This window comes from Arthrobacter sp. 10T419 (assembly GCF_056394105.1).
On the sequence record NZ_JBFTHF010000006.1, the window covers coordinates 1 to 14,668 of the forward strand.

Below are 14,668 nucleotides of genomic sequence, written 5' to 3' on the forward strand. Positions count from 1 at the left end.
GCGTCACCGCACCATCCAACACCCGCGACGGATAATTCAACCGCCCCACCGCATTCTTCGCCTTCGACACCACCCACACACCACCATCGTTCAACTCCACCTCAGCAGTCTTAAACCCCGGATAGATGATGGCCCCCGTCACCAACACCGCAGCAGCAGCCACAAGACCGGTTGCGGTCAGGTAGTTTTTGCGGTGTTTTGTCCGGGCTGCGGATGCGGTTTTGGTTCGGGCAGGGCGGACGCCGGGGCGTGTTTTTGCCCGCACGGTATCGAGGATGTATTTCATTTCCTGCTGTCCCCCAGTGTCACGCCCGCTGGACGCAGTGAAGTGCCTTGGCGTGGTCGGATATCCACGACTATGACATATTGACCATCGAATAGAGAAACCTGCGCGCCGCTATTGCGGGCGCTCAGGGTCTTTGCCTGGCCGCCTAATCCAGGACCAGGCCCCTCCCGCTGCCCCGTTGCAGCTCCACGGGGTGGATTTCGCCGAAGCCGCGCACGTTCTCGGCGTCGCGGGGAAGCAGTACGAAGCGTTCGTCGTGTTCCAGCGCCGCCGCGGTCATGGAGTCCACCAGCACGGTGCCCGGATCGGCCAGCGCCGTGAGGCGGGCGGCCAGGTTCACGGTGGGCCCGTAGATGTCACCCAGCCGGGAGAGGATGCGGCCCCACACCATGGCCACGCGCGCCTGCGGCAGGATCTCGTCCTCGTTGAAGGCCTGCGAGAGGGCCAGCGAGATCTCGGCCCCGGCAGCAGGGGTTTCGGCAATGTAGAGGACTTCATCGCCGACCGTCTTCACGAGGCGTCCGCCGCCGACGGAAATGATTTCCGCGCACTTGTTCTCAAAGCGCTGCACCAGCTGGGCAAGCGTCTTTTCGTTCATCCGGCGGGACAGGCTGGTATAGGAGACCAGGTCCGCGAAGCCGACGGCGCGGGCGAGCGGCAGCGGGGCGTCGTCCTCGTCCCCTTCGCGGCCTTCCTCGCTTGAGGCCAGGCCGGCCTCGGCGCGCACGGCCAGGCGCTGCACCCCGGCGTTGAGCTGGCGGCGCCAGGAGTAGACCAGCATTTCCTCGAGTGCGTCCACGAGCGAGGGCAGTTCGCTGACCAACCGCTTGCGGGCCACGGCGTCGGTGACCCCCTGCTGGTGGACCATATCCTCCACCAGGGCCTCGATCTGCCAGACCACCATGCGGTCCGTCATCTGGCCGATGGCGCGGGTGACGGAGATGGCCGCTTCCTCGGTGAGCTTGCCGGCGCGGACCAGGTCCACAATTGTGCTCAGCGCGGACTGGTCCCGTTCCGTGAACGCCACGTCGTCGTCGCCGAGGTTGGGGAACCCGAGGGCGCGCCAGAGTTTCCGGGCGGACAGCAGGGACAGCCCTGCACCGGCAGCCACCTCGCGGCGGCGCAGCTTGCGTTCGCCGCCCAGCAGCCGCTGCTCGAGAGCCTTGGTGGCGAGGCGTTCCGCGGACATGGTGCCGGTGGGAGGGGTGGCAGGCGGCTCTTCGGCGGCAGCCGGGCCGGCGGCGGCGGCGTCGTCGTCGGTATCAGCGTTGTCGTCGGTGGCGGGGTCAGCAGCACCGGTGGCGGGGTCAGCAGCACCGTCGGCGGGGTCAGTGGCGTCGGAGCCGGCGTCGGTGTCGAAGTCGGCCGGGTCATCGGCGTCGGAAGTTGCGAGGGAGTCCAGCACGGCGGCTTCGAGGGAGGACGCTTCGAGTACCGCTTCGGGCACGTCCGAGGGTTCGGCGGCCAGGAGTCCGGTGTCGGGGTGCACGTTCTCAGCGTTCATCTCTTCCACCTTCTCTCAAGTCCATGGGCCATTCGCCGGGATCGTGCATCGTGTCGTCGGCCTCAAGCAGTTCGTCCTCCGGAAGTTCGTCTAACGCGTCGAGAATGAAGTTCCGGAACGTCATGACTTCGGGGACGTCCGGAATCACCGTGCTGGAGGGGTACCCGGTATCCAAGGATATATTCCCCGAGCGCAGGGTCCGTTGGAGCAGCGTCTGTTCGATGAACACATTACGGACCGCGGCCAGCGGAACCTGCTGGTCGCGCCGCCGCAACATGCCGTATCGGGCAACCAGGCGCCGGCTGGTCAGGGTGTAGCGGCTGGCGTGCCAGGTCACCACCCTGGGGAGGCAGTAGCCCACCAGCACCCAGGCCGCCAGCGCCAGGCAGCCGCCGATCAGCCACGGCGTCCAGTCGGGAGTGACGAGCGGGACGAGTTTGGCCGGCCCGCCCTTCACAATCCAGGCGCAGGCAAAGGCGGTGAGGGCGGAGACCAGGATGAACAGCAGGCCCGGGACGATCAGTGTCCGCGGCTGGGGGCGGGTAACGACAATCACTTGCTCGCCCGGGAGGAGCTCCTTACGCATAGCCGCTTTCGCCGCCGGCCTCGCCGGGAGGGGTCCACGGACGCAGGTGCACGACGTCGCCGGCGGTCACCACGTGCTCGTGCCCGGCCGCATCGACCACCAGCAGGGATCCGTAGTCGTCCAGCCTGGTGGCGTGGCCGATGATCTCGTGGTCGCCGGGAAGCTGGGCCCGGACCTGCTTGCCGAGGGTGGTCAGCACGTGCTCCACCCGCTTGTGCAGCGAAGGACCGCCAGCCATTCCCGCGGCGGGGTCGCCGTCGGCGTTGCAGAAGCTGCGGTAGAGCGTGGCGAAGCGGGAGAGGTAGCTTTTCAGCAGTGCCGTCCGGTCCACCGTCGTCGGGTGTTCCAACAGCACCGAGGTGGCCGTGGGCACCGGAAGTTCGGCCTCGGTGAGAGTGACGTTCAGCCCGGTCCCGAGCACCACGGGGGGAACGGCGCCGTCGCCCATGGGGCCCAACTGTGCGAGGATGCCGGCGATCTTCTGGCCGCGGACCAGGACGTCGTTGGGCCATTTGAGTTCGGCCGGGATGCCGGCGGTTTCCAGCAGGGCCTCCCGCAGCGCGAGCGCGGCAAGCAGCGAAAGCCAGGAGTAGCTCTGGGTGGGCAGCGGGCGGCCCTCGGCGTTGACCGGCCGGAGCACGATCGAGACCGAAACGGAACTGCGGGCCGGGGCTTCCCAGTGCCGGTCCAGGCGGCCGCGGGCGGCGCTCTGGTACTCAGCAGTGAGCACGGACAGGTCCGGCCAGGCACCGGGATCCACGCTCACGCCGCGCAGCAGGTCCGCGTTGGTGGAGCCGGTGGACTCCACTACGGTCAGTTGCGGGATGCCGTTGGCCGAGAGGAACGCGGCGTCGCTGAGGGCGCCCTGGTCCAGGGGTGGACGGTCCGGTGTCTCCTGCGCGGCTTGCATGCTTGAATCCTACCGAGTTACCGTTCCGCCGGCTGCGGCCCGGTCACCGCGGAACGTCCCCACGTTTGGACGCCGCCGCGGCGCGTTGCACTGACACGCCGCGGCATTCCGGCGTCGAACCCGCAAAGGTGGGGAGTCTCGGCGGCCCGCACCGCCCCGGAACGGCGAAAAAGCGGCCGGAAACTCAGAGGAAAATGTCAGGAACCAGCCGGTCTTCCGGCGCGCCCAGGCTGTACGGCGCGAAGTCCGTGACGCCGGCTGCGGCCAGCACCTCTTCGTCGGTGTAGAAATTTCCGCTCCAACTGCCGGATGCCGGGATGGCATTGCTGGCGGTCAGCACGGCGTGGGCGGCGTCGGCCATGATCTGCGGGCCGCGCGCACCGCGGACGATCTGCTCGCCGCCGGGCATGTTGCGGATCGCGGCGGTGTCGATCAGGGTGCAGGGCCAGAGCGAGTTCACGCTGATGCCGTCCACCTTGAGTTCCTCGGCCAGGCCCAGCGTGGTCAGGCTCATGCCGTACTTGGCCATGGTGTAGGCAAGGTGCATGCCGGCCCACTTGGGGTCCAGGTTCAGCGGGGGCGAGAGCGTGAGGATCTGCCCGGCCGTGGACTCGCGGAGCGCCGGCAGGGCGAGCTTGCTGAGCAGGAAGGTGCCGCGGACGTTGATGTCCTGCATGAGGTCATAGCGCTTCATGTCCACGGCGTCGGTCTTGGAGAGGTCGATCGCCGAGGCATTGTTGACCACAATGTCGATCCCGCCGAAGCGTTCGACGGCGGCGGCAACCGCGCCGGCGACGTCGGCGTCGTTGCGCACATCGCCGACCAGCGGCAGCGCCTGTCCCCCGGCCTCCTCGATCTGCTCGGCGGCCGAGTAGACGGTGCCCTCGAGTTTGGCGTGCGGCTGGCCGGTCTTGGCCAGCAGCACGATATTGGCGCCGTCCCGGGCCGCACGGAGGGCGATCGCCAGGCCGATGCCGCGGCTGCCGCCGGACATCAGGATGGTGCGGCCCGCCAGGGTACCCGAGGCCTGGTACGGCTCCGGCTGGCGGGGTTCCGGGGAGACGGCCGAAGCGTCGTTGCTTGAAGTCATAGCCCCACCTTAGCCGATGTTACTCACCAGTAACATACCTTTTCGCGGGACGGTCATGACGTTCCCGCCCGGTTATTGCCCGCGCGGACGCGGAAATATGGCCCGCACCCGCGGAATTCCGGGGTCCAGCCCCGGTGCGGCCGCGGGCAACTGGGCTGGAGCGCAGCAGCCGGCGGTGAAGCTTGGGGTGAAAATTGTAGGTTTTCTACAGCGGCGCGGACGAATACCGTCACTAGACTTGCCAGCACGGCCATGTTTTTGTGTGGAATCCACTTAAGCGCCACCGCACAGGCCTGCGACAGCCGTAACGATGAACAGCAGCGAACAACAGAGCCGGAGACACTTGATGAGCCACGATCTGACCACGACCGCGGGAAAGATTGCCGATTTCCGCGACCGCCAGGCCCGTGCCGAGCAGCCCTCCGGCCCGGAAGCGATCGAGAAACAGCACGCGCGCGGCAAGAACACCGCCCGCGAGCGTATCGACCTGCTGCTCGACGCCGGGTCCTTCGTCGAGTTCGACGCCCTCGCCGTGCACCGCTCCACGGCGTTCGGCATGGAGAAGAAGAAGCCGCTGGGCGACGGCCTGGTCTCCGGTTACGGCACCGTGGACGGCCGGCCCGTGGCCGTCTACAGCCAGGACTTCTCCGTCTACGGCGGTTCACTGAGCCAGGTCAACGGCGAGAAGATCGTCAAGGTCCAGGAGTTCGCGCTGCGCAACGGCTGCCCCGTGGTCGGCATCCTCGACGGCGGCGGCGCCCGCATCCAGGAAGGCGTCGCCTCGCTGGCCATGTTCGCGGACATCTTCCGCAACAACGTCCACGCCTCCGGCGTCGTGCCGCAGATTTCGCTCATCATGGGCCCCTCCGCCGGCGGCGCGGCCTACTCCCCCGCCCTGACCGACTACGTCGTCATGGTGAACAAGACCTCGCACATGTTCATCACCGGCCCGGACGTGATCAAGACCGTCACCGGCGAAGACGTCGACATGGAGACCCTCGGCGGGGCGCGGCAGCACAACGCCAACACCGGCACCTCCACCTACCTCGCCGCCGACGAGGCGGACGCCGTCGAGTTCGTCCGCGAACTGCTGGACTTCCTGCCCTCAAACAACCTCGCCGAAGCCCCGGTGCTGGAGCACAGCCAGCAGCCGGAGCTCGACGACGACGACCTGGCCCTCGATGTGCTCATCCCGGACTCGGCCAACCAGCCGTACGACATGCGCAAGGTGATCGAACAGATCGTCGACGACGCGCACTTCCTGGAGATGCAGTCGCTCTACGCGCCGAACGTGATCATCGGCTACGGCCGGGTCGAGGGCCACACCGTGGGCATCGTGGCCAACCAGCCGATGCAGTTCGCCGGCACCCTGGACATCGCAGCCTCGGAGAAGGCCGCCCGCTTTGTCCGGCACTGCGACGCCTTCAACATCCCCATCATCACGCTGGTGGACGTGCCGGGCTTCCTGCCGGGCAAGGACCAGGAGTTCCAGGGCATCATCCGCCGCGGCGCGAAACTGCTCTACGCCTACGCCGAGGCCACCGTGCCGAAGCTGACCGTGATCACCCGCAAGGCCTACGGCGGCGCGTACATCGTGATGGGCTCCAAGAAGCTCGGCGCCGACCTCAACCTGGCCTGGCCCACCGCGCAGATCGGCGTGATGGGCGCCCAGGGCGCGGTCAACATCCTGTACCGCCGCGAGCTCGCCGCGGTTGCGGAGGCCGGCGGCGACGTCGAGGCCAAGCGCGCCGAGGTCATCCGGCAGTACGAGGAGGAGCTGCTCAACCCGTACCAGGCCGCCCAGCTGGGCTACGTGGACGCGGTGATCGCCCCGTCCGAGACGCGGCTGCAGATCATCAAGGGCCTGCGCGCGCTGCGGGACAAGCGTGCCAGCCTGCCCGCCAAGAAGCACGGGAACATCCCGCTGTGACGCCCTCGATCGAACCGGGCACCGAGCCGGGAGCCACCCAGCCGGCGGCACAGCCGGCGCTCGCCGTCGTGAAGGGCGAGCCGACGGCCGAAGAACTCGCGGCACTGACCGCAGTCGTCCTTTCCCTGGGCAGCGGCGAGACGGCCGCTGCGGAGAAGCCGGGCGTGCGGCACTGGATCCGGCGGCAGCAGCTGCAACTGGCGCCGAAGCCGGGCCCGGGCTCGTGGAAGCGCAGCCGCGGCTAAGAAAAGTTCAGTAACCCTTTCATAACTGGCGCGGCCCGGCTAGTCTCGTTCGGGTGACTACCCAAACAACTCAGAACACCACGCCCGACAATCCGGTTCCGGCACGCCCGCAGACCGCGATCGACGTCGTCGCTGACGCCTTCACGGACACCCTGATCCGGCTCAACCCGAGCTTCGCCACCGAGCTGGGCCTGCCCGGCCACGAAACCGAGTACCCGGACTTCTCCCCCGCCGGCCATGAGGAGTTCGCTGCCGCGGCCCGCGAGGCCCTCGCCGCGCTGGACGGGCTGGAGCCCGCTGACGACGTCGACGCCGTCACCCTGGACGCGATGCACGAGCGCCTCGGCCTGCAGCTGGAGATCCACGACTCCGGCTGGGACCTGGCCGAGCTGAACAACATCGCCTCCCCGGCCCAGGAGATCCGCGCGATCTTCGACCTGATGCCGATGGACACCGCCGCGCAGTGGGAGCACATCGCCGGCCGCGCGCACAATGTCCCCGCTGCCCTGGACGGTTACATCGTGTCGCTGCGCACGGCCCGGGACGCCGGCCGGGTCTCCGCCGCCCGCCAGGTGCGGATCGTGATCGAACAGACCACCAAGCACGCCGCGGACGACGGCTTCTTCGCCAAGCTGGCCGCCGAGGCAAAGACCGCCGAGGGTCCGCTGCCCGAAGACGTGCAGTCCAAGCTCGACGCGGGAGCTGCCGCCGCCCGCGCGGCCTATGCCCGGCTGGCCGGCTTCCTGGAATCCGAACTGCTGCCGGCCGCCCCGGAAAAGGACGCCGTGGGCCGCGAACGCTATGCCCTGGCCTCCCGCTCCTTCCTCGGCGCCACGGTGGACCTTGAGGAGACCTACGCCTGGGGTGTCCAGGAACTCGACCGCCTGATCGCCGAACAGGAGCGCGTGGCCAACGAGATCCGGCCCGGCGCCACGGTCGAAGAGGCCAAGGAAATCCTGAACAACGATCCGGCCCGCCAGCTCAAGGGCACCGAAGCCCTCCGGGCCTGGATGCAGGAGCTCTCCGACAAGGCTGTGGCCGACCTCGCCGGCGTGCACTTCGACATCCCGGACGCCATGAAGACGCTCGAGTGCAAGATTGCCCCCACCCAGGAAGGCGGCATCTACTACACCGGCCCCTCGGACGACTTCAGCCGGCCGGGCCGGATGTGGTGGTCCGTGCCGCCGGGCGAGGACACCTTCACCACCTGGGCCGAGACCACCACGGTCTACCACGAGGGCGTGCCGGGCCACCACCTGCAGGTCGCCACGGCCACTTACCGGCGGGAGCTGCTGAACAAGTGGCGGCGCAACGTCTGCTGGACCTCCGGGCACGGGGAAGGCTGGGCACTGTACGCCGAGAAGCTGATGCAGGAGCTCGGCTATTTGAAGGATCCGGGCGACCACATGGGCATGCTGGACATGCAGCGCATGCGGGCGGCCCGGGTGGTGTTCGACATCGGCGTGCATCTGGAGTTGGAGGTGCCCGAGCGTTGGGGGTCGGGCACCTGGACTCCGGACACGGGGTACGAGTTCCTGAAGCAGAACCTTGCGATCAGCGAGGGCCAGCTCAAGTTCGAGTTCACCCGTTACCTCGGCTGGCCGGGGCAGGCACCGTCGTACAAGGTGGGCCAGCGGCTCTGGGAGCAGATCCGCGCCGAGCTCGAATCCCGGCCGGGCTTCGACCTCAAGGCCTTCCACACCAAGGCGCTCAACATGGGCTCCGTGGGGTTGGACACGCTGAAGCGGGCGCTGCTGGGGTAGGCCGGGCCTGTTGCAGGCACGGCCGCCTTCCTCCGCGTGCTCGCGCGTCCTCCCCACCGTCTCCCTCCCCTCGCAAGCTCGGGCAGGGAACCCTGACGGTGTGGGCCCACGCTTAGACGCACGCTTCCGGAAGGCTGCCGCGCCGCTGCCTACTCCCCCGGGCACTCCCCCGGGCACGGGCGAGACAATCGCCACACTCTGGGGTGGAATAACTTCATAAATGGGTGGTCTTTCGGCGTCTTTGCGGGGATCTTGTGGGCGGGGGAATATCTGGGACGCGTAACATTTCTCAACGTTCGTTCGTCGTGTTATGCAGCCCGGTCCTAGCGTATTCGGGTGACCACTCAGACAAGCACCCCCGCAACCGCAGGAAAGCCCGGTTTCCAGCTGCCCAAATGGGCCGGCTCATTCGGCTTCCAAATCATCGCCGCCCTGATCGTGGGCCTGGGCCTTGGCCTGCTCGCGAAATACACAGGCAGCACCAAGGCCAACCCCAACGCCCTCGGCGCCACCCTGCAGACCATCGGCTCGAGCTACGTCTCGCTGCTGCAGACCGCCGTCCTGCCGCTCATCTTTACCGCGGTCGTCAGCTCCATCTCCAACCTGCGCGCCGTCTCCAACGCGGCCCGGCTGGCCTGGAACACGCTGCTCTGGTTCGCGATCACCTCGCTGATCGCGGTGCTGATCGGCATCGGCCTGGGCGTGCTGCTGCAGCCCGGCGCTGGCACCGGCATCACCAAGCAGGCCGAGTACGCCGGCAAGTCCGGTGACTGGTGGGCGTTCCTGACCGGGCTGTTCCCGAAGAACTTCCTGGGCCTCGGCGCGAGCACCACCGTCACGGACGGCGTCGCGACCACCGCCGTGAGCTTCAATGTCCTCCAGATCCTCGTGATCGCGATCGCCGTCGGCATCGCGGCCCTGAAGGTGGGCAAGGCCGCCGAGCCGTTCCTGAACCTCAACGCCTCCGCACTCGCCGTGATCCAGAAGGTCCTCTGGTGGATCATCCGGATCGCCCCGCTCGGCACCGTCGGCCTGATCGGCAACGCCGTGGCCGTCTACGGTTGGGACACCATCGGCTCGCTCGGCAAGTTCACCTTTGCCATCTACGTTGGCCTCGCCCTCGTGCTGTTCGTGGTGTACCCGGTCCTGGTCCGCAGCCACGGCCTGTCCATCAAGCAGTACTTCTCCGGCGTCTGGCCCGCGGTGCAGCTGGCCTTCGTTTCCCGCTCCTCCGTAGGGACCCTGCCGCTGACCCAGCGCGTGACCGAACGCTCCCTGGGCGTGCCCCGCGCCTACGCCTCCTTCGCCGTGCCGCTGGGCGCCACCACCAAGATGGACGGCTGCGCCGCGATCTACCCGGCTGTATCCGCGATCTTCGTGGCCCAGTTCTTCGGCATCCAGCTGGACTTCACCCAGTACCTGCTGATCGCCCTCGTCTCGGTGCTGGGCTCCGCCGCTACTGCCGGCACCACCGGCGCCGTCGTCATGCTGACCCTGACGCTCTCCACGCTGGGACTGCCGCTGGCCGGCGTCGGCCTCCTGCTGGCGATCGACCCGATCCTGGACATGGGCCGCACCGCGGTCAACGTGGCAGGCCAGGCTCTGGTCCCCACCATCGTGGCCAAGCGCCAGGGCATCCTGGACGAGTCGCTCTACAACGCCCCGCGCAACGGTGACCCGTTCAGCGACGACGTCGTGGACGCCGATGTTGTGGACGCCTCCCGTGTGGACGCCGACGGCGGTGTCCCGGCTGCCGAGGGACGCGAACTGGCCGGCGCCAAGGCCTAAGCCCAGCGCCCAACGAAAGTAGTCCCCGGGGTTCTCCTCCCGGGGACTACTTTTTTATGGTCCTGGTGCTGCTGCGCCCTAGTGGCCGCCTCCGCCGATAACGCCCTTCTCGACGGCCTTGGTGACCGCGTCGGCCTCGGCCTGGGTCAGGGTGCCGTCGCTGACAGCCTTGTCCAGCCTGGTCTTCAGCGCCGCGGCGCGTTCCGCCTGTTCGGCGGTGCGGAGCTCCGTCAGGGCCGCCGTCACCTTGGCCTCGTCAATGCCCAACGAGGACGCGAGGGACTTGGCCAGCTCCGCCTCCATGGCCGCCCTGTCCGGCCGGGTACCTTCAGCCGGCCGGGCAGTCGGTTTGTGGGCGTCGCGGAAGGCTTTCAGCGCGTCGGTGACCTTGGCTTCGTCCACGCCGAGCTTGGCCGCGAGTTCGGATGCCCGCGCACCGCCGAAGCCTCCGCGTTCGCCGCGTTCACCGCCAGGGCCGTGCCCGCCGCGCATTCCCATGCCCGAGCCGTCACCCTTTGTGCTGCTGCCGTCCGGGGAAGCGGTGGAGCTGGGGGTGGGGGTCGGCGTCGTGGTGGCGGAGGCCATCCCAGCGACTCCGACGCCGGCGCCCAGCGCCAGGGCGGCGGCCGAAATGCCGAGCGTGATTCTCTTGGTACGTGACATGTGCGCTCTCCTGGATCTGCCGTACAGCGACGGCTCTGCGGTCAGTGGTCTTTCGCAAGACGTGACTCCAGTGTGTGCCGCGGGCTTCGGCGGGAGCTGTCCAGAACCTTTCATCTTCCTGTGAATGCTTCCAGGCCGTGCCGTTCCCCAAAACCTTCCCTTGTCCCGGGGCGCAAAGTGGCTAGGCTCAGGTCATGCTGATCGTCACCTCAAACGACATCCCCGGCCACCGGATTGACGCCGTCTTCGGCGAAGTCATGGGACTGACCGTGCGGTCGCGGGACGTCGGCGCCCAGGTCGTGGCGGGATTACGTTCGCTGGCCGGCGGCGAGCTGCGCGAACTGACCCAGGTGCTTTACGAGAGCCGGCAGGAGGTCATGGCGCGGATGGTCGCGGAGGCCGCGCAGCGCGGTGCCAACGCGATCGTGGCGATGCGGTTCGACACGGCCCACATGGCCAACAACTGGACGGAGATCTGCGCCTACGGCACGGCGGTGTTTGCCATCCCGCTGGGCGCCGGCGAGCCCGGCGCAACGGGCCAGTCCGTCCAGCTGACGAGCTGAGCCCAGAAACTTGCCCTGAGTGCAAACATGCACATAGTGTAAGTGCATGCCCACTCCGCCCCTTTCCGACCCCGACGGCGGGGCGGCGCCGCCGTCGCGACGCGAACTCAACAAGGCCGCCACCCGGCAGGCCATTACGGATGCCGCGCTCGGCCTGCTCCGTTCCAGGGGCCCGGGCAACTTCACGGTGGAGGACATCGCCGAAACCGCCGGCATCTCCCGCCGGACCTTCTTCAACTACTTCAGCAGCACCGAAGTGGTCATCGCCTCCGTAACCCACGGGTTCCTGGACACCGCGCTCCAGCAGTTCCGGCTGCGCCCGGCCGACGAACCGATCCTGGAATCAGCGCAGGCGGCCCTGGTTGAACTCGCCGACCCGATGACCATTGCTCCGCTGGCTGAGCTCTACAGCCTGGGCCAGTCCAACCCGCAGCTCAACCGGTCCGAGCTCGAGGCCTGGGACCACTGCACCGCCGAGATCATCGACGCCGCCCGCGAACGCTTCGCCCGGGGCTCCGGCGTCGAAATCGACGAGCTGTACCTGCGCGCCCTCGCCGGCTCGGTCATCTACTGCGGCAAAGCCGCCATGGATGTTTGGTTCGCACGCTGCGGCGGCTCACTCACCCCCGAATCGCTCTCCACCCTGCGCCAACTCCTGATCGACTCCATGGGCCTGCTGGGCTCCGGATTTGCCTCCCCCGCAGCCGTCCCGGCCGCCACCCCACCCGCCGCCCCTTCCCCAGATCGGTCCTGACATGGCTCTTTTGCTCTATCGACTCGGCAAGTTCTCCTACCGCCACCGCTGGCTCGTCATCTCCCTCTGGCTTGCCGTCATGGTTGCCGTCGGCGGCGCCGCGGCGGCGCTTCACGGCACGCTGTCCAACAACTTCCAGATCCCGGGTACCGAAACCCAGCAGATGGCGGACAAGCTCAAAAAGGAACTCCCGTCCTCCTCGGGCGGCTCCGCGAGCATCGTTTTTGAAGCCAACGACGCGCAGTTCGGCCAGGCCGGCAAGGACGCGGTCTCCGCCGCGCTGACCAAGCTGAAGACCCTCCCCGACGTCCAGGGGACCGTGGATCCGTTCGCCACCCAGGCCCAGCTGGACAAGGCCGTCACGGACCTTGCTGCCGGAGAGCAGAAGGCCGCGGCGGGCAAGGCCCAGCTGGACAAGGCCGCTGCGGAGCTCGCCGCCGGCAAGGCCCAGCTGGCCGACGCCGAGCAGCAGATGGCCGCCGCCGGGCTGCCGCCCGCGGCCGTCGAGGCCCAGCTCGGCCAGCAGAAGGCCGCCCTCGCCGCCGGGCAGGCCAAGCTCGACGCCGGCACCAAGGAACTCGAGGCCGGCAACGCCAAGCTGGCGCTCGGCAAGCGCCAGCTTGAGGCCTCCAACGGCCTGCGCTTTGTCTCCGAGGACGGCAAGGCCGCCATCGCCCAGGTGCAGTTCAAGACCTCGATCAACGGCCTCAAGCCGGAGGTGCGGCAGGAAGTCCAGGACATCGTCAAGGAGGTCTCCGCCGCCAACGTGACCGCCCTGCCCAGCAAGGAAATCAGCGAGGACATCTCCGAGATCTTCGGCACCGCGGAGATCATCGGCATCGCCGTCGCCGCCTTGGTGCTCATCATCATGCTCGGCACCCTCGTCGCCGCCGGCCTCCCGCTGCTGATGGCAATCGTCGGCGTGGCCGTCGGCGTCGGCGGTACCTTCGCGCTCAGCGGCGCCGTCGACATGAGCTCCATTTCCCCGATGCTGGCGCTCATGCTCGGCCTGGCCGTCGGCATCGACTACTCCCTGTTCATCGTCAACCGGCACCGCGGCCAGCTGCTCAAGGGCATGGATCCCGAAGAGTCCGTGGCCCTGGCCACCGGTACCTCCGGCAACGCGGTGCTCTTCGCCGGCCTCACGGTGATCATTGCCCTCGCTGCCCTCGTGGTGCCGGGGCTGCCGTTCCTCGCCGTCATGGGTCTCTCCGCCGCCGCCACGGTGGCCGTCGCCGTCGTCGTCGCCCTGACTTTGACGCCGGCCGTCCTGTCCCTGGTGGGCCGCAAACTGATTTCCAAGCGGGCCTGGGCCAAGGCGGAGCGGCACAACGCCGTCCCGGGCCACGAGACCGAGGACCGTGCCAGGGATGAATACCGCAGCAGCCACGGCTGGGGCGGCGTCGTCACCCGGCACCCCTGGCTGGCCCTGGTGGCCGGCGTGCTCCTGCTGGGCGTGGTGGCCCTGCCCGCCAGCCAGCTCCGGCTCGCCCTGCCGGATGCCAGTTCGGAGCCGGTCGCCTCGCAGGCGTTCAAGGCCTATGACGTCACCAAGCGGAGCTTTGGCGAGGGCATGACCGGGCCGATCATCGTCGTCGGCGACTTCCCCGCGGGCCTCAGTGCCGCCGAGGCGCAGGCCAAGCAGTTCGACGTCGCGGACATCCTGCGCAAGACGGACAACGTTGCCGCCGCGGTGCCGCTGGCGCTGAGCGAGGACCGCCGCACCGCCGTCTTCCAGATCCTGCCGAAGGAGGGTCCGGCCAGCGCCAGCACCGTCGAGGTGGTCTCGGATCTGCGCGCCGAAAAGGGCCGGATCCAGGACACCACCGGCGTCGGCATCGGCCTCACCGGCCAGACCGCCGGCAACGTCGACGTCTCCAGCAAGCTCGGCGCCGCGCTGCCGCCCTACCTGGCGATCGTCGTCGGGCTCTCGCTGATCCTGCTGCTGCTGGTGTTCCGGTCCATCGTGGTGCCGCTCCTGGCCACCGGCGGATTCCTGCTCTCGCTCGCGGCCGCGTTCGGCGGCGTCGTCGCGGTGTACCAGTGGGGCTGGCTGGGAACCGTGTTCGGCGTCGAGAACCCCGGCGCGGTGCTGAGCTTCCTGCCCATCATCCTGATCGGCGTGCTGTTCGGCCTGGCCATGGACTACCAGGTGTTTATCGCCTCCGGCATGCGCGAGTCCTACATGCACGGCGAAACGGCCAAGCACGCGGTCCGTTCCGGCTTCAGCCACGCGGCCGCCGTGGTTACCGCGGCCGCGATCATCATGGTCAGCGTGTTCTCCGGCTTCATCTTCTCGCACCTGAACATGGTGCGGCCGCTGGGCTTCGCGATGGCCTTCGGCGTGCTGGTGGACGCGTTCGTGGTGCGCATGACGATCGTCCCGGCCGTGATGTACCTGCTCGGCCGCAAGGCCTGGTGGCTCCCCCGCTGGCTGGACCGCATCCTGCCGGACGTCGACGTCGAGGGCGCCAAGCTGCACAAGCCGACGTCCGATGCCGATGCCGACGCTGCCGGCGCCGGCGAGCCCGAGGAAGTCGCCGCGCGCTAGCCGGCACCGACCAAAGCAACGCGGGGTCACTTCGC

At 68.4% G+C, this 14,668-nt stretch carries 13 protein-coding genes; 7 read left to right on the forward strand and 6 right to left on the reverse strand.

Annotated elements, in window-relative coordinates; genetic code table 11:
* From AC1DBD_RS11335 to AC1DBD_RS11355, 5 genes are all read right to left on the reverse strand, one after another.
* Nucleotides 1-286: hypothetical protein (locus AC1DBD_RS11335; RefSeq protein ID WP_476982126.1), on the reverse strand; the 286-nt coding region annotated here is incomplete at its 3' end.
* 145 nt (nucleotides 287-431) lie between these two features.
* Nucleotides 432-1,790 (reverse strand): adenylate/guanylate cyclase domain-containing protein, encoded by a 1,359-nt coding sequence (locus tag AC1DBD_RS11340; protein WP_441418400.1) that lies wholly within the window; start codon nucleotides 1,788-1,790, stop codon nucleotides 432-434.
* Nucleotides 1,780-2,376, reverse strand: a complete 597-nt coding sequence (locus tag AC1DBD_RS11345; RefSeq protein WP_476893199.1) for a PH domain-containing protein — start codon at nucleotides 2,374-2,376, stop codon at nucleotides 1,780-1,782. The genes AC1DBD_RS11340 and AC1DBD_RS11345 overlap by 11 nt, the downstream gene beginning before the upstream one ends.
* A complete protein-coding gene (locus tag AC1DBD_RS11350) occupies nucleotides 2,369-3,286 on the reverse strand; it encodes a biotin--[acetyl-CoA-carboxylase] ligase (protein ID WP_476893200.1) in 918 nt (305 codons plus the stop codon). The genes AC1DBD_RS11345 and AC1DBD_RS11350 overlap by 8 nt, the downstream gene beginning before the upstream one ends.
* Before the next feature lie 184 nt (nucleotides 3,287-3,470).
* The gene (locus AC1DBD_RS11355; RefSeq protein ID WP_441418403.1) at nucleotides 3,471-4,376 is read right to left on the reverse strand and encodes an SDR family oxidoreductase; all 906 of its coding nucleotides are present in this window, start codon (nucleotides 4,374-4,376) and stop codon (nucleotides 3,471-3,473) included.
* A gap of 346 nt (nucleotides 4,377-4,722) precedes the next feature.
* Between AC1DBD_RS11355 and AC1DBD_RS11360 the strand changes: the two genes are divergently transcribed.
* From AC1DBD_RS11360 to AC1DBD_RS11375, 4 genes are all read left to right on the forward strand, one after another.
* Nucleotides 4,723-6,306, forward strand: a complete 1,584-nt coding sequence (locus AC1DBD_RS11360; RefSeq protein WP_476982127.1) for an acyl-CoA carboxylase subunit beta — start codon at nucleotides 4,723-4,725, stop codon at nucleotides 6,304-6,306.
* Nucleotides 6,303-6,551 carry an acyl-CoA carboxylase subunit epsilon gene (locus tag AC1DBD_RS11365; RefSeq protein ID WP_476982128.1) on the forward strand — a complete coding sequence of 83 codons (249 nt, stop codon included), beginning with the start codon at nucleotides 6,303-6,305 and terminating at the stop codon, nucleotides 6,549-6,551. The genes AC1DBD_RS11360 and AC1DBD_RS11365 overlap by 4 nt, the downstream gene beginning before the upstream one ends.
* A 53-nt stretch (nucleotides 6,552-6,604) precedes the next feature.
* Nucleotides 6,605-8,314: a DUF885 domain-containing protein gene (locus AC1DBD_RS11370; RefSeq protein ID WP_476982129.1), complete on the forward strand. Its 1,710-nt coding sequence runs from the start codon at nucleotides 6,605-6,607 to the stop codon at nucleotides 8,312-8,314.
* 336 nt (nucleotides 8,315-8,650) lie between these two features.
* Nucleotides 8,651-10,102: a dicarboxylate/amino acid:cation symporter gene (locus AC1DBD_RS11375; protein ID WP_476982130.1), complete on the forward strand. Its 1,452-nt coding sequence runs from the start codon at nucleotides 8,651-8,653 to the stop codon at nucleotides 10,100-10,102.
* Nucleotides 10,103-10,180: 78 nt separating this feature from the next.
* On the opposite strand, the gene AC1DBD_RS11380 is transcribed toward AC1DBD_RS11375, so the two are convergent.
* Nucleotides 10,181-10,765 carry a hypothetical protein gene (locus tag AC1DBD_RS11380; RefSeq protein WP_476982131.1) on the reverse strand — a complete coding sequence of 195 codons (585 nt, stop codon included), beginning with the start codon at nucleotides 10,763-10,765 and terminating at the stop codon, nucleotides 10,181-10,183.
* Nucleotides 10,766-10,959: 194 nt separating this feature from the next.
* Between AC1DBD_RS11380 and AC1DBD_RS11385 the strand changes: the two genes are divergently transcribed.
* Genes AC1DBD_RS11385 through AC1DBD_RS11395 form a run of 3 tightly spaced genes read left to right on the forward strand, consistent with a single transcriptional unit; the run spans nucleotide 10,960 to nucleotide 14,633 of the window.
* Nucleotides 10,960-11,328, forward strand: a complete 369-nt coding sequence (locus AC1DBD_RS11385; protein ID WP_476893204.1) for a YbjQ family protein — start codon at nucleotides 10,960-10,962, stop codon at nucleotides 11,326-11,328.
* Nucleotides 11,329-11,374: 46 nt separating this feature from the next.
* Nucleotides 11,375-12,082: a TetR/AcrR family transcriptional regulator gene (locus AC1DBD_RS11390; RefSeq protein ID WP_476893205.1), complete on the forward strand. Its 708-nt coding sequence runs from the start codon at nucleotides 11,375-11,377 to the stop codon at nucleotides 12,080-12,082.
* A 1-nt stretch (nucleotide 12,083) separates the two neighbouring features.
* The gene (locus AC1DBD_RS11395) at nucleotides 12,084-14,633 is read left to right on the forward strand and encodes an MMPL family transporter (protein WP_476982132.1); all 2,550 of its coding nucleotides are present in this window, start codon (nucleotides 12,084-12,086) and stop codon (nucleotides 14,631-14,633) included.
* Nucleotides 14,634-14,668 lie beyond the last annotated feature (35 nt).